This window comes from Comamonas sp. Tr-654 (assembly GCF_011752915.1).
Taxonomy (GTDB): domain Bacteria; phylum Pseudomonadota; class Gammaproteobacteria; order Burkholderiales; family Burkholderiaceae_C; genus Comamonas.
On sequence record NZ_VWWQ01000001.1, the window covers coordinates 859,816 to 881,805 of the forward strand.

At 57.0% G+C, this 21,990-nt stretch carries 18 protein-coding genes and 1 pseudogene; 7 read left to right on the forward strand and 12 right to left on the reverse strand.

From position 1 onward, the window contains the following. Nucleotides 1-13: 13 nt before the first annotated feature. Nucleotides 14-1,624: an RNA repair transcriptional activator RtcR gene (gene rtcR, locus F3J24_RS03855; protein WP_167002846.1), complete on the reverse strand. Its 1,611-nt coding sequence runs from the start codon at nt 1,622-1,624 to the stop codon at nt 14-16. A gap of 202 nt (nt 1,625-1,826) precedes the next feature. On the opposite strand from rtcR, the gene F3J24_RS03860 reads away from it, so the two are divergent. The 4 genes from F3J24_RS03860 (at nt 1,827) to rtcA (ending at nt 7,427) form a co-directional block, all read left to right on the forward strand. Further along, complete coding sequence (locus tag F3J24_RS03860; RefSeq protein WP_167002848.1) at nt 1,827-3,404, forward strand: RNA-binding protein; 1,578 nt, start codon at nt 1,827-1,829, stop codon at nt 3,402-3,404. An 822-nt stretch (nt 3,405-4,226) separates the two neighbouring features. Then, nucleotides 4,227-5,453, forward strand: a complete 1,227-nt coding sequence (locus F3J24_RS03865) for an RtcB family protein (RefSeq protein WP_167002850.1) — start codon at nt 4,227-4,229, stop codon at nt 5,451-5,453. Nucleotides 5,454-5,506: 53 nt separating this feature from the next. Then, on the forward strand, nt 5,507-6,355 hold the full coding sequence (locus F3J24_RS03870; protein ID WP_167002852.1) for a nucleotidyltransferase domain-containing protein: 849 nt from the start codon (nt 5,507-5,509) through the stop codon (nt 6,353-6,355). Nucleotides 6,356-6,389: 34 nt separating this feature from the next. Beyond that, complete coding sequence (gene rtcA, locus F3J24_RS03875) at nt 6,390-7,427, forward strand: RNA 3'-terminal phosphate cyclase (RefSeq protein WP_167002854.1); 1,038 nt, start codon at nt 6,390-6,392, stop codon at nt 7,425-7,427. Between the two features lie 17 nt (nt 7,428-7,444). Here the strand turns inward: rtcA and F3J24_RS03880 are convergent, their stop codons facing one another. The 8 genes and pseudogenes from F3J24_RS03880 to F3J24_RS03915 form a co-directional block, all read right to left on the reverse strand. Continuing rightward, nucleotides 7,445-8,248 (reverse strand): NAD-dependent protein deacetylase, encoded by an 804-nt coding sequence (locus F3J24_RS03880; protein WP_167002856.1) that lies wholly within the window; start codon nt 8,246-8,248, stop codon nt 7,445-7,447. A gap of 200 nt (nt 8,249-8,448) precedes the next feature. After that, on the reverse strand, nt 8,449-8,988 hold the full coding sequence (locus F3J24_RS03885) for a hypothetical protein (RefSeq protein WP_167002858.1): 540 nt from the start codon (nt 8,986-8,988) through the stop codon (nt 8,449-8,451). A 1-nt stretch (nt 8,989) separates the two neighbouring features. Further along, nucleotides 8,990-9,940 carry a cell division protein ZapB gene (locus tag F3J24_RS03890; RefSeq protein WP_167002860.1) on the reverse strand — a complete coding sequence of 317 codons (951 nt, stop codon included), beginning with the start codon at nt 9,938-9,940 and terminating at the stop codon, nt 8,990-8,992. A 214-nt stretch (nt 9,941-10,154) separates the two neighbouring features. Continuing rightward, a pseudogene (locus tag F3J24_RS25100) lies at nt 10,155-10,383 on the reverse strand (IS3 family transposase); the annotation flags it as partial. A 94-nt stretch (nt 10,384-10,477) separates the two neighbouring features. Next, nucleotides 10,478-11,191: a YozE family protein gene (locus tag F3J24_RS03900; RefSeq protein WP_167002862.1), complete on the reverse strand. Its 714-nt coding sequence runs from the start codon at nt 11,189-11,191 to the stop codon at nt 10,478-10,480. A 262-nt stretch (nt 11,192-11,453) separates the two neighbouring features. Beyond that, entirely contained in the window at nt 11,454-11,801 is a 348-nt protein-coding gene (locus tag F3J24_RS03905; protein WP_167002864.1) for an H-NS family nucleoid-associated regulatory protein, read from the reverse strand. A gap of 430 nt (nt 11,802-12,231) precedes the next feature. Further along, nucleotides 12,232-13,887: a DUF4041 domain-containing protein gene (locus F3J24_RS24810; protein ID WP_205244594.1), complete on the reverse strand. Its 1,656-nt coding sequence runs from the start codon at nt 13,885-13,887 to the stop codon at nt 12,232-12,234. 5 nt (nt 13,888-13,892) lie between these two features. After that, a complete protein-coding gene (locus F3J24_RS03915; protein ID WP_167002866.1) occupies nt 13,893-14,381 on the reverse strand; it encodes a hypothetical protein in 489 nt (162 codons plus the stop codon). Nucleotides 14,382-14,750: 369 nt separating this feature from the next. Between F3J24_RS03915 and F3J24_RS03920 the strand changes: the two genes are divergently transcribed. Next, nucleotides 14,751-16,712, forward strand: coding sequence for an AAA family ATPase (locus tag F3J24_RS03920; protein WP_167002867.1), 1,962 nt, complete (start codon nt 14,751-14,753; stop codon nt 16,710-16,712). Between the two features lie 59 nt (nt 16,713-16,771). On the opposite strand, the gene F3J24_RS03925 is transcribed toward F3J24_RS03920, so the two are convergent. The 3 genes from F3J24_RS03925 to F3J24_RS03935 form a co-directional block, all read right to left on the reverse strand. Beyond that, entirely contained in the window at nt 16,772-17,671 is a 900-nt protein-coding gene (locus tag F3J24_RS03925) for a GntR family transcriptional regulator (RefSeq protein ID WP_167002870.1), read from the reverse strand. A 113-nt stretch (nt 17,672-17,784) separates the two neighbouring features. Next, nucleotides 17,785-18,756, reverse strand: coding sequence for an amidohydrolase family protein (locus F3J24_RS03930; RefSeq protein ID WP_167002872.1), 972 nt, complete (start codon nt 18,754-18,756; stop codon nt 17,785-17,787). A gap of 96 nt (nt 18,757-18,852) precedes the next feature. Continuing rightward, a complete protein-coding gene (locus F3J24_RS03935; RefSeq protein WP_370527710.1) occupies nt 18,853-20,091 on the reverse strand; it encodes an MFS transporter in 1,239 nt (412 codons plus the stop codon). Between the two features lie 456 nt (nt 20,092-20,547). On the opposite strand from F3J24_RS03935, the gene F3J24_RS03940 reads away from it, so the two are divergent. Together F3J24_RS03940 and F3J24_RS03945 are read left to right on the forward strand one after the other, a co-directional pair. Then, on the forward strand, nt 20,548-20,973 hold the full coding sequence (locus F3J24_RS03940) for a cupin domain-containing protein (RefSeq protein ID WP_167002874.1): 426 nt from the start codon (nt 20,548-20,550) through the stop codon (nt 20,971-20,973). 35 nt (nt 20,974-21,008) lie between these two features. Beyond that, nucleotides 21,009-21,974, forward strand: a complete 966-nt coding sequence (locus tag F3J24_RS03945; RefSeq protein WP_370527711.1) for a Bug family tripartite tricarboxylate transporter substrate binding protein — start codon at nt 21,009-21,011, stop codon at nt 21,972-21,974. Nucleotides 21,975-21,990 lie beyond the last annotated feature (16 nt).

Below are 21,990 nucleotides of genomic sequence, written 5' to 3' on the forward strand. Positions count from 1 at the left end.
GCGCAAGCAGCTATCAATATGATTGTTTGAGCTGCTCCCAATTCAAACCAAATTTGTGAAGAAATTTGCGCAGTCGGTCTGCATCGTTGACTACGGCTTTTTGTTGGCGCGACTGGTCAAACAGCTTGCGGCCCGCATCGGACAGCGTGGTCGATGCGCGGCAGACGGCGATGACGAACTGCAGTTGCAAGCGGTCAAACAGATCGATCTGGGCGATGGCGTCTTCGGACAGATAGTCGCTCAGATCCACCTCAGCCTTGGGCAGGACATGGCTTTGCGCATGCTGCCACAGCCAGTCCAGGCGCTTGATCTCGGCCTCCACCTGCCTGGTCGTGATGCGGCCGCTGTCGGCCAGCGTGGCCAGCCGCGTGATGCTGGCCGCAAGGTCGCGGAAGTTGCCGCTCCAGGGAGCCTGGGCAGACTTGGCGAACTGCAGATACAGCGCCCTGGCCTCGGCGTTGAAGCGCACGGAGCTGCCGGTCTCGGCCACGGCGCGCAGCAGCAGATGGTCGATATTGGGCTCCAGATCTTCGGGGCGCTGTGCCAGGCCCGGCAAGGTATAGGACCAGAGATTGATACGCGCAAACAGGTCTTCGCGAAAGCGCCCCTCGGCCACATCGACGCGCAGGTCACGGTGAGTGCCGGCTATGAGCTGGAAGTCGCTGCTTACCTCCTTGTCGCTGCCCATGGGGAAAAAGCGCTTTTCCTCCACGGCCTTGAGCAGCATGGCCTGCTCGTCCAGACCGAGCTCGCCGATCTCGTCGAGAAACAGCACGCCTTCATGCGCTGTGCGCAGCAGGCCAGCACGGTCTGCCGCCGCCCCTGTGAACGCTCCCTTTCTGTGGCCGAACAAGGTGGAAGCCGCGCCATCGCCACGCAAGGTGGCGCAGTTGACCTCGACAAAATCGCCAGCCACCTGGTGGCGCGATTTCTTGAGCTCGAAGATGCGCCGCGCCAGATGTGACTTGCCCGCACCCGTGGGCCCGGTGAAAAGAATCGGGGCACGCGAGCGAATCGCTACGCGCTCTATCTCTTCAATCAACTGGTTGAACTGCGGGTTGCGCGTGGCAATGCCGTTCTTGAGGAAGTCCAGCGCCTCGGTCTGGGCCTGATGGAAGCGCTGGGCCAGAGCTTCGTAGCGCGTGAGGTCCAGATCGATCAGGATCATGCTGCCCGGCGAGCCCGCCTGCTGCTTGCGCGGTGGCGAGGTCTGCAGCAGCACACCTGGTATCTGGCGCGACTCCACCATCAGGAACATGCAGATCTGGGCCACATGGGTGCCCGTGGTGATGTGCACCCAGTAATTCTCGCGCTCGGTATCAAAGCGGTAATTGCGCGCCCAGTCGTAAAGCGCGGCATACATCTCGCCAAAGTCCCATGGGTCCTGGACCTCGGAGTCCACCAGATTGACCCAGGTTTCGGGCGAAACATTGGCAATGTCCTGCACCAGGGTCTGCGCGAGCTTGTCGTAGCGGCTGGAGTACAGCAGCTCCAGCCGGTCTATCACCTGGTCTTCGTGCTGCATCAGAGACACCGTAGGCCGCCACTTGCTCCAGCGCCCTGCTCCCTGACCTGAATCGAGCTGCGTGCCCATGAAGCCAATCACCACATTCTTTTTGGACATATCTTTCCAGATAAATATCTATCTTTAATTCTAATAATCTTTCAATTCCTCTTCCACCACATCTGCCTCACCAAGCAATTAAGATGAAATTTATTCAATCAATTCAATGACTTGAGAATCAACCACTCCACCTTCGAAAAGTTGGCACACCGCTTGCAATAACTAAAGCATCTGCAAGTTGAATGCAAACAGGAGAAGAAGAATGGTCAACACGCAATTGTTTCAAACCAGCCGCGGCGCAATGACTGCAGCCGCCAACACGGTCAATCGAGAAGGCGCCGCAGCCTATGCCTTCAGCCCCCGCCACCAGCTGGCCCAGATGGCCGTGACCGGCTGCCTTAGCCAGACTTTCTATGCCAGCGGTCAGGATCAGTTGGAGCAACTGGGCAATCTGGTGCTCGAGGTAGACACGCGCTTTACCGCCCAGACGGCCATCTATGCCCGCCAACGCGGCTATATGAAGGACACGCCAGCCACCCTGGCTGCCACGCTGGCTGTATGGGATACCGCGCTGCTGAGCCAGGTGTTTGGCCGCGTGATCGACAACGGCAAGATGCTGCGCAACTTTGTGCAGATCGTGCGCAGCGGCGCCATGGGTCGCAAGTCCCTGGGCTCGGCACCCAAGAAGCTGGTGCAGAGCTGGCTGCTCAATGCGAGCGAGAAGCAGTTGCTCAGCGCTGCCGTGGGCCAGCAGCCATCGCTGGCCGACGTGGTGAAGATGGTGCATCCAAAGCCTCAGGAGGCCTGGCGTTCCGCATGGTTTGCCTGGTTGATCGGCAAGCCTTTTGATGAAGCGGAGCTGCCGCCCATCACCCAGGCCTTCGAGCGCTTCAAGCGCGACACGGCCCAGGGCCTGTTGAGTGCCGAGTTGCCTCATGTGCCGTTTCAGATGCTGACCGCACTCGAGCTGAACGCCCTGCAATGGGCGCAGATCGCCGGCAGCGGCTCATGGCAGATGGTGCGCCAGAACCTCAACACCTTTGCACGCCATGGCGTGTTCGAGATCAAGGGAATGGCGGCACTGGTCGCCCACAAGCTGGGAGATGCCGACGCCGTGGCCAAGGCCCGTGCCATGCCCTACCAACTGCTGTCGGCCTACCAGGCTGCCGGTGAGCAGGTACCGGCCCAGGTGCGCGATGCGCTGCAGGATGCCATGGAGCATGCCATTGCCAATGTGCCCTGCTTTGCAGGAGCGGTAGTGGTCTGCCCCGATGTATCGGGCTCCATGCACAGCCCTGTGACGGGTTATCGCGCCGGAGCCACCACGGCGGTGCGCTGCATCGATGTGGCCGGCCTGATGGCCGCCGCCGTGCTGCGCAAGAACAGGACGGCCCGTGTGCTGCCCTTCGAGCAGAAGGTGGTGAAGCTGGAACTCAATGGCCGCGACTCGGTGATGACCAATGCGACCAAGCTGGCAAAGATCGGCGGCGGCGGCACCAACTGCAGCGCACCACTGAAGCAACTGGCCGATGAAAAGGCAAGGGTGGATATGGTGATCATGGTCTCGGACAACGAGTCCTGGGTCGATGGTGTGCGCCGCGGTGCCACCGAAACCATGTTGCAGTGGGAACGCATCAAGCAGCGCAACCCCGACGCGCGGCTGGTCTGCATCGACATCCAGCCCTATGGCACGACGCAGGCCATGGAGCGTGACGACATTCTGAATGTCGGCGGCTTCAGCGATGCGGTATTCGATGTGGTGGCAAGTTTTGCCGAAGGCAGACTTGGCGCCGAGCACTGGGTGGGCGAGATCGAGAAGATCTCTCTCGAGTCCCAGTGAGAGCTGATAGCACGGCCCAGCAAACCAAAGGTTTGCATTTGAGACGAGGCGCTTAGACGCAGGCAGTACAAAAGTACGACCAGGCTGAGCAACGACGTATCAAGGTTCGTGTTAGCAGCTCGCAGTTGAAGTGATCATCTGTTGCTGGCGAATGCTGGTGGGACTACATATCCAAACTGTCCCGTCTCACCAACCCCTTGTCGCCCGCAGCAGATGTCCCGGATGAAGTTGAACGGTTTGAATGACTGGCTGCGAATGCCGGTGGAACTACATGGGAGCCCGGATTGCAGGTTCGATTCCTGCCCGCCTCGTCGGATCGAAAGATCATCGAGCAGTAGCCAAAGGTACAGCGCGGGTTATGTTTCACCCAACCCTTGTCGCAGCAAGGCATTCATCACCATGGTTTGAGTTTGGCGCGAATGCCAGCAGGACTACATCGGTTGCCGGGGTTCGATTCCCCAGCCGGGAAACCGGTCATGGCTATGTCTTGCTTCTCTCGTCGCGCCGCCTTTTTTGAACAGGACTTGCGCAAGCGTGAGTCCCATTGAAATTTCGGTTTGGCTGCCCTGCAGCGAATGCCGGTGGAACTACAGACTTTTAATCTCGTGGTCGCGGGTTCGAATCCCGCCAACAGTTGCAAAGCTGTTGTAGCTCAGCCTGGTAGAGCACGATGTTTCACCAACTCTTGTCGCTGCAAGACCGCCATCCATGACATGAACAACAAGGAAACAACTTAGGCAAAACGGGTTCAGGCAAGACGACTGCATCAGCAGGCAGCCCGTTGTTGCATTCTTGTTTGCGTAAGTGCCAAAGGAAATCAAGATGTCCGAACACAATTACCAACTACTGGAAGTCGCTGGCGGCGTACCCGTCAAGATGTGGACCAAGGGTGTGCCCGTGGAAGCCGAGGCCCGGCAACAGCTGGCCAACGCCGCGCGTCTGCCCATTGTCTTCAAGCATATCGCCGCCATGCCCGATGTGCACCTCGGCATTGGCGCCACCATCGGCTCGGTGATTCCCACCGTCAAGGCCATCATCCCTGCTGCCGTCGGCGTGGATATCGGCTGCGGCATGATGGCCGCCAAGACCACGCTGCGCGCCGAAGACCTGCCCGACAGCCTGACTACGCTGCGCTCGGCCATTGAGAAAGCCGTGCCTCATGGGTCGGCACCCAAAAGCCGTGGCCGTGATCCTGGCGCCTGGGAGAACCCTCCCGATCTGGTGGACCAGAAATGGGCCACGCTGGTGGACGAGTTCGACGCGCTGTGCGAGCTGCACCCGAGGCTCGAAAAGACCAATAACCGCAAGCACCTGGGAACTCTGGGTAGCGGCAATCACTTCGTGGAAGTGTGCCTGGACGAACTGGGCTTTGTCTGGTTCATGCTGCACTCGGGCTCGCGTGGCGTGGGCAATGCCATCGGCAACCATTTCATCGAGCTGGCCAAGAAGGATGCCGAGCTGCACCAGCGCAATCTGCCCGACCAGGACCTGGCCTACCTCGAAGAAGGGGCCCGCTACTTTGGCGACTATGTGCGCGCAGTTTCCTGGGCGCAGAAGTTCGCCATGAGCAACCGCGAAGTGATGATGGCCAACCTGATCGCCACCGTGCGCCAGGTGATTGCCAAGCCTTTCGAGTCCCATGTGGAGGCCGTGAACTGCCACCACAACTATGTGCAAAAGGAGCATCACTTCGGCGAGGATGTGTTCGTCACCCGCAAGGGCGCCGTGAGCGCCAGGCGCGGCGAGATGGGCATCATCCCCGGCAGCATGGGCGCGCGCAGCTATATCGTGCGCGGCCTGGGCAACCCCGAGAGCTTTGAAAGCTGCAGCCACGGCGCGGGCCGCGTAATGAGCCGCACCAAGGCCAAAAAGCTGTACTCGGTGGCTGACCAGATCAAGGCCACCGAAGGCGTGGAATGCCGCAAGGACGAGGGCGTGATCGACGAGATCCCCATGGCCTACAAGGACATCGACGCCGTCATGGCCGCCCAGAAGGACCTGGTGGAAGTGGTCCATACCCTCAAGCAGGTGATCTGCGTCAAGGGTTAGCAAATGCAGCGGGAGCATGGGTTCTCGCTGCCTGTAAAAGAACGAGAACCATCATGCAAACCGTTGAACAAGAATTCAAACCCCAAGAGAGCGTGCTAAGTGCACACCCGATATCCGATGCCATGCGCAGCGCCGTGCAAGCCCAGCTCAAGGCACTCGAGCGCGAACACGATGTGAAGGTACTGTTTGCCTGCGAATCAGGCAGCCGCGGCTGGGGCTTTGCTTCGCCCGACAGCGACTATGACGTGCGCTTTGTCTATGTGCCGCGCCTGCCCTGGTATCTGCGCACCCGCGCGGGCCGCGATGTGATCGAGCTGCCTGTGAGCGCCGAGCTGGACGTGAGCGGCTGGGAACTGCGCAAGGCTCTGCAGCTGATGCAGGCCTCCAATCCGGTGCTGCTGGAGTGGCTGCGCTCGCCCGTGGTCTATTGCAGCGAAACCGCCTGGGTCAAGCGCCTACACGAGCTGGCGCTGCAGAGCTTTTCGCCAGTGCGCAGCTACCACCACTATCTGTCCATGGCGCGCAAGACCATGAAGAACCACTTGCGTCCGGACAGCGAAGTCGTGAAGTACAAAAAATACTTTTACGCACTGCGCCCCCTGCTGGCCGCGCGCTGGATACGCGAGATCGGCGGCGTGCCGCCCATGCGCTTTGCCGAGCTGGCGACGGCGCTGCTGCATGATGCCGACCTGCTGAGCGAACTCAATGCCTTGCTGACGGTCAAGATGCGCGCTGGCGAGGCGGCCACCAGCGCCCCCTGGCCTCGCATACAGGAATTTCTGCAGACCGAGCTGGCCCTGGCCGAACAATATGCGCCACAGGCCAAGCCATTGAGCGCCGAAACGATGCAAGCCACCGATGCGTTTTTGCTGGAGGCCGTAACGCGCTTCAGCCCCCAATAACCAAGAAAAAATCAAGAACAAGAGGAATAGAACAATGATAGAAATCGACGGCTCCCAGGGCGAAGGCGGCGGCCAGATACTGCGCAGCGCCTTGACCCTGTCCATGTGCACAGGCCACGCTTTTGCCCTGACCCAGATCCGCGCGGGCCGCTCCAAGCCCGGGCTGATGCGCCAGCACCTGACCTGTGTTCACGCAGCCACCGAAATCAGCAGCGCCCAGGTGGAAGGCGCGGAGCTGAATTCGCAGGCACTGCAGTTCACGCCCGGCGCCGTGCGCGTCGGCAGCTACGCATTCAATGTGGGCTCGGCCGGCAGTTGCACCCTGGTGCTGCAGACGGTGTGGCCCGCGCTGATGCTGGCTGCTGGCGAAAGCCGTATCCAGCTCAGGGGCGGCACGCACAACCCCATGGCTCCCCCCTTCCACTTCCTTGAGCGCAGCTATGCGCCGCTGCTGCGCCGCCTTGGCGCGCCTGTGCAGCTGACACTGCAGCGCCACGGCTTCTACCCTGCCGGAGGCGGCGAGTTCGAGGCCGTGATCGGCGGTGCCAGAGAGGTGCTGACTCCTTTTGACCTCAACGAGCGCGGCAGTGCTCTCGAGTCATATGCGGACTGCCTGGCTCCGGCCCTGCCTTCGTCAATTGCCCGGCGCGAACTCAACAAGCTGGCCGCCCTCATGGACTGGCAACCCGGGCAGCTGCGCCAAGCTGGCGTGCGCCAGAACGAGGGTCCCGGCAATGCGCTGCTGGGCACGCTGGTGCACGAGCAGGTGACCGAGGTCTTTACCGAATTTGGCGAAAAAGGCGTAACCGCCGAAACCGTGGCCACCCAGCTGGCGCAGGAAATGCGCCGCTACCAAAGCAGCGACGGCGCACTCGGCCCGCACCTGGCTGACCAGTGGGTGCTGCCGCTGGCGCTGGCCGTGCATTTGCGCGGGCAGCCCGCCAGCTACAGCTGTACGGAGCTGACGCCCCACGCGCTGAGCAACTTCGCGGTGATTCAGCGCTTTCTGCCTGTGCGGATCACGACGGAGTCCGGGGCGAATGCCCATCGGGTGCGGATCGCCCCGGGCTGATCCCCTTGCAGGAGCGGCTAGAGACTCAGGCTCGTCAAGACCTGCCCCACATCGGCCTCGAGCTTGAAATCCAGCAATGCATCGGCTCGCGTCACCCCCTGATTGATGGCCACAACGGACTTGCCCTGCTCATGTGCTGCCAGCACAAAGCGGTAGCCCGAATACACCATCAACGAAGAGCCGGCGATCAGCAGAGCATCGGCCCTGGCGACGGCAGCCATGCAGGCCTGCACACGCTCACGCGGCACGGTTTCACCGAAGAACACCACATCGGGCTTAATCAGGCCCGTGCCGCAATGCGGGCAGGCCGGCACGACAAAGCGGCTGAAGTCCTGCCCTTGCAGATCGGCGTCGCCATCAGGGGCAGGAGCCGCATACAGTTCGGCCCAGGCCGGGTTCAGCGCCAGCAGCCGCACCTGCAGATCGGCGCGGGCAGAACGCCTCTCGCAATCCATGCAGCGCACGGTGTCGATGCGACCATGCAGGTCCACGATGTTCAGACTGCCGGCCGCATCATGCAGGCCATCGACATTCTGGGTAATCAGCAGCTCCAGCCGACCTTGCTGCTCCAGCCGCGCCAGCGCCTGATGGGCAGCACCGGGCCGCGCCTGGCCCATCACGCGCCAGCCCAGCATGGATCGCGCCCAGTAGCGCTGACGCATCAGCGCGTCGCCCATGAAGGCCTGATAGGTCACGGGCTGCGGACGCTTCCACTGCCCGTTGCGGTCACGATAGTCGGGGATGCCGACCTCGGTGCTGCAGCCGGCACCACCAATGACCACCACGCGCGGATGCGCATGCAGCCGAGTCTTATCCGCCAAGCCTTTTGTTCACCAACGCTCAAAAGCAAGGGTAAATACTTGGATTTCGCGGTTCCCATGCACCCGGAGATTGATTCCAGAAGAGGACGCTAGGTCGTCTAAGACTATCCTTCTGACCATAGGTAACAGTTGCGCCAACTGCTCGTCCTCGTTGCACAAATCCCCTTGACTCCCGACATGGTTAGCTGGGGACGGCCACGTTACTTCTTTGCAGCTGCATCAATCAAATCTTGGAGATACCAGTCTTTAGAGAAAGACATCAGGTCCTCCATTTGCTTGCCTAGAACACCAAGGACTCCTCCGGTCCATGTTCCGTAAGCCGGGGTACCGTCCAGGTGTTGGACGTTTTCAGGCAGAGTTCGCATGGTATAGACCGGATTCTGGAACTCAAATTCCTCACCAATCTTTTTGAAATAGTCGCCTTCAAGCTGGAGCTTCTGTTTGCCTCGGTGAGCCAGAACCACCCTTTCAAACTTCTTATCCTTGAGAGCCTCTGCACTTTGCAACAGCACCCGGATGGAATCTGCGGCAGAAGCATCTTCGCCAACTTTTCGCAGGTCTAGCACCAGAACAGACGGGAGCACCGCATACTGGTGATACGCCAGTACGTTGAGCCTTTCGTTGGCTGGAGTCTGAGCCAAGCGCTTCGCCACCGGGCCATTCACACTCACATGATTCCATCCAGCAACGCTGGCTACTACGAATACTACTGCAGCGCTTGCTTTCCAAATTAGGCGCATGTCAGACTCCTTTAGGCTTATTGAAAAATGACACGACCTGGAAGCCACCTGACTTGAAGTCATCAATGGTCAAGACAGTCTTGCTTAAGCACTCGACTCCGATGGTGTAACGAACGTTAGGCTGGCCAATGGCGTCGCCGCGCTCATAACAATTTTTTCCGGAGGCCACGACGGCGAAGGGCTTCTTGGCATAGACGTTAGTGACAGATGCCGCCGCATTAAAAGGAACGGCAGACGCACGAGCGAAGTCGTTCTTGAAGTCGTGATAGAGGCCAATGAACGTCCCATACGACTGCCAGCGACGAAACTCATAGCTGAAGGCGCCGACACGAGTCATTTCTTTGCCATCGATGGTGTAGACCGCCACCTCAGGCAGCATGGGGTCCTTGTCGGTGCTCTGAACGGTCACATTCATCAGGAGATAGGAGCTGCCCTTCTCGGCGTCGCGATAGTGATATTCACCATCGTTGCGGCTGTCGAACGTCCAAGTGTTTGCTAGCTTCAAGGACTCCACTTTGAGCGTGTTGTTGCCAATCACCGGAGACATCGTGGGCTTGATTGCGTAGAAGCCGCGGGCTTCCAGCTCTTCGGCAAGAGCCTGCTTCCGCTCAGATTCCGCCTGCGCCTGAGCCACCGCGGTAGTTGCAACTTTTAGCTGCGGTGTGTCACCGAAGCGAGTCCTCATCGTTTCGAGCAAGGGCGTCGTCTGGCCTAGGTCGCCCGAGGCAATCAGCGCCTTTACCTTTGTTAAGAGCGCCTCAGGTGTTTGCTGCAACTCTTCGACTTGTCTTTGGAGCTTCTGCTTGTCTGTTTTGAGTGTTTCGTTCTCAGATTTGAGGCGAGCAAGTTCTGCTGTTGTTGTGGCCACATCCGCGGGTGCGGCCGATTCATTGCATGCGGACAATGCCGTAACAGCTAAAAAAATAAGACCGCTCGTTAGCTTCAGGCTCAAAACAGCCTCCGGTGAAATTCAATTTTTGCAAGTCGCACGTCATGGAAGTCGTCCTTGACGCGCTATTACTAATGGTTACTTGTTCATCATAAATTGGAAGAAACGCCTCTGTTCTTAAAATTCGGAGAGGCGACAATCCTGTTTATTAAATTTCGAAATTGTTCTCGAGTGGGCGCTTGGTCTAATTCGCATGAGTGGATTAAAGAATAGCGCTTGCTCCAGCCACGAAGTCAGTCCACATTAACTGCTCACTCGCAAGCCGACGATGCGCCAGGCAAACACGTTGATGACGAAGTCCACTTACAGCCACCCCTGCCAGGTCGAAACGTGCATAAAGTCGCTGACCAAAGCTGGCGCGGCCGCTGCGCCCGGAATTGCCGTTTGACCCGCTTCACCGGACATGGTGCCTTGGCATCACCGAAGGTGGTGCACACGACCTTCCCGACCAAGTACCAAAGACATAGTGTTGAGATTAGTGCGCTAAGTCCTGGCACCTAAAAATAGCGCACTTCTACTCAGTCAGCGAAGGTCTTCAAGTCAGGCACTTTTTACTGTCTCAAACTGCCGCCAGGCCTGCTGCATCGCTTTTACTGCCCCATCAGATGCAAAGCGAGAGTGCAGGTAGGAAACAGCCTCTTCGACGGACTTGACCGCTACGGGAAATTTTTTATCTCCGAGAACGTCAACCGCCAAATCGCCGATTCGTGAGCGTTTCCCCTTGTGCCGCTCAAGCCAACGATGGAATGCCCCACGTGAATGCTGAAAGGCGATTTCTTCTCGGCGTGCATCGTCTTCCAGAATGTTGTGGGCATTGTCTGGCCGCATCTCGGCATTCTCGTTCGAAGGAAGATGCCATAGCGTCAGGGCGTCAAGCGCACGCCCAAGTGTCTCTTGCCGGTCATGGTGCTCAAAGAAATGTTCAGGAGCAACAAACTCATCGCAGCTTCGGCAGAAGAATCGATTCAGGTGGACTTCATGTTGGTCACCGTGTAGGTACTCGCGATTTAGGCCACCAGTCACAATGACGGGAAGCTCTGGTGTCTCAGATGCTGCAAGGGGTACAGCGCGGACTAAAAGTACACCTTTGTGCGTACTCACGCTGCGCTTGTGCAGCAGCGACCAGTTTTCATAGCCATTCTCAGCGGCCAAGCGTCGCTGAGCTTCATGCAGGGGGATGGACTGTTCGCGTGCCAGCTTCTTCGCAAGGCGCTTCAGCTGCTCGACTTGAGCAGGAGTGAGAGGGGTAGCCATGGTTCAACTCCAGGGTCACCATGGAACGACGCGCCCACACATCGAGCCGTAGTGACCACAGGTCAAAACCAGGACTCAAAGAAGAATTCACGCTGTCGCGAACGACTTAGCCAGTGTGGGCGGGCGAGCCGGCGAGCGGCTCTTCTCACCAGTATAGCCAGTCCCGGTCCTCTGCTTTGGGACCCTTCGCTCACTTCAACGTCCGTCAATGCATCCGTAAGTTGATGCTCAAGTCGGCCAGACATTGGAAGGAAATGGCCATTTAGGCGCGATTGCGACCTGCCGCAGCAGCCATTTCAGCCAAGAACGGACCTTGTGATTGAGAGCGCTGAACGATTTCGAAGTCCTCGCGATTTTTGCCTGCAATCCAGGACGGAGGCTTACCAATTCCGGTCCATGTGGCGCCGGAGTCAGCATCTCTGTACTTGGGCTCTCTCTTCTTCTTTTCTGAAGAGCCGATGGGGAAAAGTTGCTGCACGGTGAAGCCAAACTGCCCCACGAGTTCGTGTATTTTGTTCAGGGCTTCTGCCGATTCTGCCTTCCGAGCGGACGTGATTTTTGCGTCGAGAGCAGCCAGCGAAGCCTCGAGTTCTTTCAGTGTTTGGGTCATATTCGTTAAACGACAGATAAATTTCCTCGTGCACGAATTATCTTGGCAGGAGCGGCTGAGCCGAAACGCCTTACAGCATCTTTACATTAGGGGAAGCTATTGTCTCCATCGGTACAAAGCGTGCATCAGCGATAGCTTTCAGGCACTGGTAGTCATGCACGCAATGCACCACCAGCAGTGACGAAGCAACATGGCTACAACCTCCAAAGGTTCGAGGCCCATTTTCGTAGACGACGTAGCAGCGCTACGTTCTTCGTCAAAGCTAGGTTGAGCGAAGACAGGGAGACCATGAGACGTAGCTTGAACGCCCTCCTCCAGTCCATCGGACACCCAACATGCCGCAAAACCAAGACGACCGAAATTCGCTAACGCCATGGCGAAGGCCTATGAATGGAAGGCCCCGAGACATACGACGATAGATGCAAGGTAGTTAAGCGGTCATTAGACGCTTTGACTGGAAATAGTCCTCGGCTTTGGCTGTCACCAAGAACTCCACTTCATTGCCGACCATGTCCTCGATGGCGGCCTGAATGTCATCGAGATGAACCCGGAAGAATTCTTTTCTGAAGTTGACCGCATTCACACGATGGTCGCTGAACCTCTTGTGAAGCGCATGTTCCAAAGCGGGAGCGTCCTCGGAGTAGCACATAGCGTGGACATCAAATGGAAATGGCACGGAGGCACTGCTCAGCTCATCCACTCGTTCCTGCGGGTCCAAACGGCGTGTAAGCCCGATTTTGTAGACCCCTTCGCCAAACGCGCCGATGTTCGAGATGACATACACGAACCCTCGACGCGTTTGCTCCGCCATACTTTTTGCGCGGATGCTGCGCTCTTGCGCCTCCTTAAGCTGTTCCTCAAGGACGTGGATTTTCGCCATTGATAGAGCACGCTCCTGCTCAGACTCCTGCGCTAAATGCTCACGAGCCTTCTCCAAGAGACGAGTAAATTTCAGCTCTTCTCTTTCTGCGTCCCGGATTGCATCCTCGTACTGCTTTTGGACTCGTACTTCTTCCCGCATTTGTTCCCGAATCATGCGCTGAGCGTCTTGCTCATCCTTTTTCTTAAGGACATGTTCGAACTGGAATTTGCATTCTTCGAACTTCAGCTCGACATAGTCGATATTGAATCCACACCGTAGTGTGCTGCAGCTCTTTTCGAGAGCCTCGGCCTTTTTTTCTATCTGCTCAAGCGTACGGCTCAAGTTCGATGGATTGACCTTCTCAATCAGCAAATCACACTCGACGTTAAAAGCGCTGAGCATCAATTGAACTTGGCCATCGAGAATCTTCTTATCTAGCGGCTTGCTTGCGCCAAGTATCACGTCGTCCGGATAGGTGATGGCCTGCTTCTCTCGAATGAGTTTACGTTGCTGGTCTCTAACCTCTTTGATTTCAGATTGGTAGCGTGCAGACGTGTCATAGAGGTAACTCGGCATCTCGAAGTGCCCGACCTCCGTGTACTCATCGATGCGAGAGTACAGGTCCAGGCGCCCCATCAGCTTGGAGAGTTCCGCCTCAGCCTTCTTAAGCTTGGACTCGGTCTGTGCCAACTGAGCATTCAGTTGTTGTTGAGCACCCTCGTACTGAAGCTGTTCACTTTGGAGCTTCGTCTCGAGCACCCTCAGGTCTGCATGTAGTGACTGCTCACGCGTCTCAAGATTTAGCAAATGTGAGAGTCGCGCCTCAAGAGAAGATTTCTCCTGTGTGAGTTGAAGTACAACCGCATTCAAGCTCTGCCGTACACGTTGATGCGCAGCCAAGTCAGCTTTGACTGTGGCTAGTTCATTGTTGACCTCAGCTGACGCAGTACGCGCTTGCTGCGTCAAATCCTCGACAACTACAAGCTCCGTTCTCGCTGCATTCTTCAATTCAATTGCGGCGACGGCTTTAGATTCCTCGTCTTTTACCTTGCCAACAGTAGCTTCCAGCTCACGCTTGAGCGAGCTAAGCCTGTTTGATTCCTGCTCGATAGCATCTTGAATACTTTTGTAGCCAGCGTATTTTTTGCTAAACCGAAATCTTTGCACTGCGACAATGACCACGGCCAGGAGGGCAGCCATTCCGGCGAAAATTGTTTCACTCATATTTTCTAGCTCAAGAGATTTCTAACGTACTGCAGGCGTAGCTCTCTGCGCTCCTCACAACGCTCTTTGAAGCACGCCTCCGCTTCTTCAAGTTCGGCCTCTAGAGCCAACTTGGCTTGCTGAATGCGGTCGCGCTCGTCTTCCAACCGCTGCCGCTCAGCAGCTTTTGCTTCAAGGAGTTTGCGTTTTTCGGCATCCTTCTCTTGGCGAATAGCGTCCTTTTCTAGGCGGAGTGCCTCTTTCTCCTGTGCTTGACGCAGGCGCGCCTCCTCACGTGCACGTTCATTGTTTGCCCTTTGATGCTCACGGAATCTACGTTCACGCTCCCGCTCATCTTCTCTACGCCTCTTCTCTTCGGCACGTTCCGAAGCCATGCGCTGTCGTTCAATTTCACGTTGCTGTCGTTGCCGGTTGCGCTCCGCTTCTTTTGCCGCACGGTCTAAAGCTTTAGCAACTCCCACAAGCAGTCGCATTCCATTACCACGTCGTGCCATCCCTACCGCGCCTCCCAGACGATGAGAAATAGTCGTTCAAATTTTAAAAATATACAGTTACATCTTAACCAAGCGTTCTTAAAGTGATGTTTATCGATTGGACTGATGTGCACAAGTGGCGAAGGCATGGGCCATTTCCGTAAGTGAGCGCACTGCCGCCCTTCAGCGCTATAGACAGCAAGTCTCGCTTTGATTGCAGTGAAGGTGAGCACGCATACGAGGCAAGCGATGGCCTTATACAGCGAGCGGTAATGCGGTCGCGCTCCGCGCGTAATCAACAGCCTGGACTTCGATGATGTTAATTACGTAACCACATAGGTAGACTGTCAACGCGCCAGCTCATCAACACCCTTAAGAGGATGCAGGTAGATGAAACTTCGAAATGTGCGAGTTACTAACTTCCGTTCCATCGAGGACAGCGAAGCTTTTGACATTGACCAAGTTGTCTGCTTGGTCGGGAAAAACGAGGCCGGGAAAAGCGCGCTGCTTTCTGCACTTGCCGCATTAAATCCCCACCCCTTGACTCCTGCGAAGTTTGATAAAGAGCGTGACTATCCAAGGCGCTATCTCACTCAGTACGATGAGCGTCATCCTAAAGACAATCCCGCCGTAGCCATAGCAACCGAATGGGAGCTTGATGAGGCCGAAATTGCTGAAATAGAAGAGTCCTTTGGCGAGGGCTGCATCCTGCCCACTGTGCAGATTTTGCGCAGCTACGAAAAAGATACCGCTATATCTGTCAGTCCGAAATTTGATGTAGTGCTTCCTCATCTTTATGAGACATATAGCTTGGCAGAGGAAGAAATTTCGTCTCTAGCGGAATGCAAGACCTCAACCATGGTTTTGGAAGCCCTGAAGGACAGGGAGGTGTCCGGCGGCCTTGCTGAACTAAAAAAATGGCTCAGCACCAATGTTTCGGTCACTACCTGGATGCAGGCATATATTCGCAGCAAGCTGCCAAAGTTCATGTACGTCTCGTCATACGACCGCATGGACGGAGCTGTTCGCTTAGATTTACTGCAACAGCTGAGCGCAGACCAGTTGAACACCTCAGCAAACCAAGGCAAGAAGCTCTTTCTCGAGTTCCTGCAGTACGCCGGCATCTCCCTTGAGAAGGTGACAAATCAGCAGACCTTCGAGTCATACAACGCTGTTTTGCAGTCGGCCTCGAACCGCATCACTGACCAGATACTGGAATATTGGACCCAGAATCCGGACCTGTCGGTTGAAGTCACCGTTGACAAGGGCATGCCGGGAGATGCCGCTCCGTTCAACGACGGTATGGTCGCGCGGGCAAGGATTTTCAATTCACTGCACCGTGTTGATACGCCGTTCTCTGAGCGCAGTGCAGGCTTTGTTTGGTTCTTCTCGTTCTTGGTCAAGTTCGCCCAAGTCCAAAAGGCAGGAGAACCTGTCATCCTTTTGCTGGATGAACCAGGCCTTACCCTGCACGGCAAAGCGCAAGCGGACTTGATGAAGTTCTTCGAAGAGAAGCTCGCTCCCTATCACCAAGTCATCTATTCAACGCACTCGCCCTTCATGGTTCCTGCGCATAACCTTGCTGCTGTGCGAGTGGTGCAAGACATCGTGCAGATAAGCCGCGGTGGTCGACGCACGCCCATCGGCACCAAGGTTCGAGACGATGTGCTGACCAATGACCCGGACACGCTGTTCCCGCTCCAAGCGGCGCTTGGCTACGAACTCACACAGTCACTCTTCGTCGGAGAGAACACCCTTCTGGTCGAGGGCCCTGGTGACATCCTCTACATCCAGGCACTCAGCGATGCTTTACGCCAGTTGAAGCGTAGTGGTCTTGATGAACGGTGGACCATGTGTCCCGCTGGTGGCATTGACAAGATTCGACCCTTCGCGACCCTCTTTGCAGGCACTGAATTGAACATCGCAGTGCTGTCTGACCAGGCTGCAGGTGACCGTCGGAAGGTCGACGACCTTCGCAAAGCGGAGATTCTCAAGGCTGGGCAGTTCCATACGATTGCAGAACTGCTTGACGTTCCCGAAGCCGACATTGAAGACTTGTTTACGCCGGCCCTGTTTGTAGACATCGTAAACGCCACCTACGGATTGACGGGTAAGAACAAGCTTACCGTCGACAAGCTCAACGCGGCCGCGACTACCCCGCGCCTGGTGAAAAAGGCGGAGGCGTACTTCAACGTGCTGCCAGCGAACATGCCGACCTTCAGTCACTTCGCTCCCGCCGCGTGGCTGGTCCGACATGCAGAGATGCTGGACCCTGCAAACATTGAAGTGGCGAAGACCTTGGACACTGCGGAACAAGTATTCAAGGTCTTCAATGAACTTCTGCCAAGGTAGGCCTGCAGCCCGTCGCCGCCACAAGGCTCCGAAGCCCAGGACAATAGCTCTTTAGCCTACTACTTCCTACCGTCTATTTCGGCCGCTTTGCGAGACGACTTCTCGCGCGCTGCGTCGCGCAGGTGCAATCGCATGAAGTCAGCTGCAGCCTCCCGCTGGTCGGAAAGCAACAAGTCAATAAGAGTCAGGTGTTCTTTGCACCTCTGAATGGCGGCCGTCCGATTCACCGACTTGCCGTATTCCATGAGACGACGCAAACGATTCACCCTTCGAAGCGTTTCCTGAATGAAGATATTTCCCGAGGCGCTTGCAATGACCTCGTGCAATCGAGAGTTCGCATCGAACAACTGGGCTGGCGACGCCCATTCGGCTGCGCCGTCGGCCAGCGCCTGCTGCTCTGCGCGGCATTTACGCAGCGCTTCCTCATCCAATTTGTATGTCGGCTCTAGAATCCCCGACGGCTCCAGCAGGATTCGAATACGATAGCCTTGGTCGTAGGCGGCGCCATTGGTCAAGACAGGCAGGAACTGCCATCCATGGCCAGGTAGGCGCTCAATCCAGCCCTCTTGAACGATGCGGCGCAACACTTCTGCCAACTGAGTGCGAGTCAGGCCATAGCGGCGCATGAGCTCGCTCTCCGTCATACGGTCAGGGAGCTTACCCGCAAGCCGGTCCTCGGCAATCATGAGGTAAACAGGCTCATCCTCATCCGCTGGAGGCAGAGTGACCTCGACAGAGCGTTCAGCAACTTCCGAAACTGCATAGCCGCCATCTGGCCTTTGTGCTATCAGGCCTCGCTCGGCGAGAATTTGGAACGCTTCACGCACCGGCGAGCGGGACACACGAAAGCGCGCAGCCAGGCTGCGCTCGGGCAAAGGCGTACCTTCGGCAATATGCTCTGACCGAATCCATTGCTCAACATTGTTGGCAAGCTGTTCGCCTAGGCTTGCACGGTTCATTTGATGCAGCTTTTGAGAAGTGTGAGCAGCGCCGGTTTAAACCGCGGCGCTGCCGGTTGCGGGATGCTCAGATGTTACCGCGTGAATTTCGATATTTAGCATCCCGCAGCACTTCAGACGAAGCTATAGAGGGCGGCGGGGTTCTGCACCATGATTCGATTCCAAATTGAAGCATCCCCAACCCAGCCAGCCAGTTGCTCCAACACTTTGCCGCTATCGATGGAGCGGAAGGGCTCCACTTTGGACAGGTCGCCGCTGCGATTGCCAGAGCTGCCCGTATGCGGCCAGTCCGAGGCCCAGACCAGCTTGGAAGGACCTGCGGCGACCAGCTCACGAACAAAGGGCTGCAAATCAGCATAGTCAGCCAGCTTCGAGGGTCGATACGGCGCGGAGAGCTTCACGTAGACATTGCCATTGCGCAGCAGCTTCAACACTGTGGCAAATCCGGGCTGGTTCAAGCCCTTTTCGGCCTTAAGTCCCGCGAAGTGGTCGAGCACGATGGGAGTTTTTGCCGAAGCCAGCACGTCGGCCAGTGCCTCAATGAGGTTCAGGTCGGCGTAAATCTGAATAGACCACTGCTTTGCAGCGACCACTTTCAGAGCGCTCTGAAGTGCGGCCTTTGCACGGTCAGAGCTATGTTCGCCCTTGACCTCGAGATTCAGACGAATCGAACGAACACCTACCGCGTGCAACTGCTCAATCTCAGCCGCGGAGACCTTGTCCACATCAACGACCGCGACGCCGCGGGCACGCTGCGGGCCCAGCTGCTTCAGAGCATCAACCAGACAACGGTTGTCAGTGCCGTAGCCACTGGGCTGAACCAGCACCACTCGCTCGACGCCGAGCTTGCCTTCAAAGGCCAGCAGGTCAGACACGGTCGCCGTACCCGGCGTATAGGTACGCTCAGGCACATAGGGGAAACGACCCGGGTCGAAGATGTGGACATGGCAGTCGCAGCTGCCTTTGGGAAGCGGCGTACGTGGAGCGCTGACATAGTCCGTAGACACATTCGACGGATGACTCTTGCCAGAGGCTGCGAGCGTGGTGCATCCCGCAAGGCCGGCGACAGAGGCGATGGTCGTCATAGTTGCTGTCTCCAAAATAGCTCTACGGCTGAAAAGTGCTTGTCTCATGATTTCTTGGTCGTTGTTGAATGGCGGGCGCCAACACTGTCCTGACCACTACTCTTTTGGCACCAGCCTCCAAAGGGATGCCGTCAGTGCAGCGGACATGACGAGGAGCGCGGACATTGCCCAAATGCCAGCACTGAAGGAACCTGTGTAGTCTTTGATGGCGCCCACCAGGTACGGGCCAAAAAAGCCGCCCATGGTCCCGATGGAATTGATGAAGGCCAGACCTCCTGCCGCGGCAACGCCTGTGAGAAACCGTGTGGGAATCGTCCAGAAAATCGCTCGAGCCGAGCTCACCGCCAGCACAGCGACGCTGATGCCGAAGAGCTCGGCAGCCAGACCGGACGAGACTGTTGAGGCGGCCAATCCCACTGCCCCCAGCAGACAGGCCAGCAGAAGGTGCATCACCTGCTTGCCGGATTTGTCCACGATGCGGGCCCAGACCATCATCCCGATGACGGCCGCGATGTAGGGGATGGTCGACAGATAGCCAATGTGCGACAGCGAGAGACCGTGCTGCTTCAAGATTTGAGGCAGCCAGATTCCAATGCCATAGGAGCCGAGGACGAAGCCAAACTGGATGGCCGCCAGCAGCAAGACCCGTCCATCTTTCAGCGCTGCCCACAGGGCCTTTTTAGGTTGATGGCGCGGCTCCTCATCGAGCATCCGCAGCAGTTCTTCGCGCTCGTCGTGAGTCAGCCAATCCGCATCTCGCGGATGGTCGCGCAGCTTGGCAAGCAGCACCAATCCAATCAGAACGGCTGGCAGGCCTTGGACCAGGAACATCCATTGCCATCCGTGCATTCCCATCAAGCCATCCAGTTGGAGCAACCAGACTGACATGGGCCCTGCAACGATGGAGGAGATAGGTACGCCGAGCATGAAAAACGCCAGCACTCGCACCCGGTACTGTGCGGGAAACCAGGCCGCCAGCAAAAAGGTAACCCCGGGGAAGAAACCAGCCTCAGCAACCCCCAACAGGAACCGCAAGACGTAGAAGCTGGTAGGCCCCTGCACAAAAGCAGTCCCAGCGGCTGCCAGGCCCCACGTCACCATGATGCGGGTCAGCCAGCGCCGCGCCCCAACCTTGTACATGGCCAGATTGCTCGGCATTTCGAACAGGCAATAGCCCGCGAAGAGAATGCCCGCGCCCCATCCGAACTGGGTGGCCGTCAAGCCCAAGTCCTGGTTCATCGTTAGGGCGGCGAACCCCACGCTCGTACGGTCGATGTAGTTGAAAACGAATGCCAACGTCAGAAGCGGCAGGAGCCTCCATGCGTTCTTGCGCATGGCACTTTCTCGTAATGCTTGACGTGTGTCAGACAGAGCTTCGCTACGCCCTGCCTCCATGGTTGCGGACTGCATGAGTCGGATTCCTAAAGGGATTTTTGATGTTGTGGTGCTCATCGCGCCTCTATTGGCGCATGAGAAGTGGTCTTTTTTATTTATTAAAAACCATCAGACAATCTAAAAAATACCGGGAAAACCCCTACAAACACCCTAATTTCTGAAAATTGAGTGGTATTTAGTACGCCAAAATACCTTATGCCTCAGAGAACTTAGGCGCTTGATACCAAAACCCACCGAATCAACCGAAATAGCCATATCACCAACTAGGTGATGAGCAAAAAAACCATACCCATGAACTTCCAGTGGGTTTACAAGCCAACCATTGGTATTTTATTATTCAAATAAACCAGTCGAGTTAGCCCATCAACCACGCCTTCCCCAACCTCGGAGACCTCAATGACAGAGACAACTCTTTCCCCAAAAGCAGCGGTTCTGCGTCCCTCTGATTTGCCCCGCCACGAACGCGGCGGCGGTGCGGCCACCATTCCGTTGGTTGGACCGTCCTGCGGTGCCAAGGCGTTTATCAACGGCATCACGACGTTTTCGCCCAGCACTGAGATTCCGTTTCACAGCCACAACTGTGAAGAGTCAGTGATGCTGCTGGAAGGTGACGCGATGCTGGACATCGAAGGCCAGGAATCGGTTCGCCTGCAGCCACTGGACACCACCTGGTTGCCCCCAAATCTCTCGCACCGGTTCCGCAACCTGTCGGACACCGAGCCGATGAAGATTCTTTGGATTTACGCGCGGGTTGATGCCACACGCACGCTGACCGACTCCGGCCAGACCAACTACGTTTCCGCAGAGCACAACAAGAAGTAAGCCTGCGTGCCCAATTAACCTTAGGAGACAAAAAAGTGAACCGTCGTATTGCCTTAGCCTGTGCAGTAGCCTCTGTTGCTGCCTTACCCTGCATGTCATTTGCCCAGGGTTACCCGGAGCGTCCCATCACTGTCATCGTTCCCTTCTCGGCGGGCGGCGGCAGCGACAACATCGCACGCCTCATCGTGGCCAAACTCAGCGAGAAAACTGGGAAGACATTCATCATCGACAACCGCGCTGGCGGCGGAACCAATATCGGCAATGAGCTGGCAGCGCGGGCCAATCCCGATGGCTACACGCTTCTGCTGGGTCAGTTCACGCTCTCCGTGAACCCCTATCTCTACAGGAGCCTGCGCTACAAGACGGACGCCTTCGTCCCAGTGGTACACATTGCGAACGCCCCCTCCGTCCTTGTCGTTCCGGCGAATTCCCCCATCAAGGATGTACCCGGACTGATTGCCGCAGCGAAAGCCAACCCTGGAAAGCTGAACTTTGGCTCTGGCGGTGCAGGCACTTCAGTGCATCTGGCCGGTGAGCTGTTCAAGCTGTCGACCAAGACCGACCTGATGCATGTGCCCTACAAAGGAAGCGCACCGGCAATGACGGACCTTATCGGTGGCCAAATTCAGATGATGTTCGACACATCGACTTCGGCGCTCGCCTTCGTGAAGGGCGGAAAAGTACGTGCAGTGGCCACCGCAGCGGATTCCCGTCTAAAGGGCTTACCGAACGTCCCCACCTTTGCTGAGCAAGGGCTGAAAGACTTCGATGTGCCAGCATGGTATGGATTCGTTGCTCCCGCAGGCTTCCCCGACACGGCGGCACAGTGGATTAACGCTCAAGTGAACACAGTTCTCAAAGACCCCGCATTGGTCACCCAGTTGGAGGGCATCGGAGCCATCCGTGTGGGCGGAACACCCCAGCAAATGGCAACTTTCATGAAGACGCAAGCCACCCGCTGGGAACGCGTCATCAAAGATTCAAACATCAAGCTCGACTGATACCCGAGCAACAACT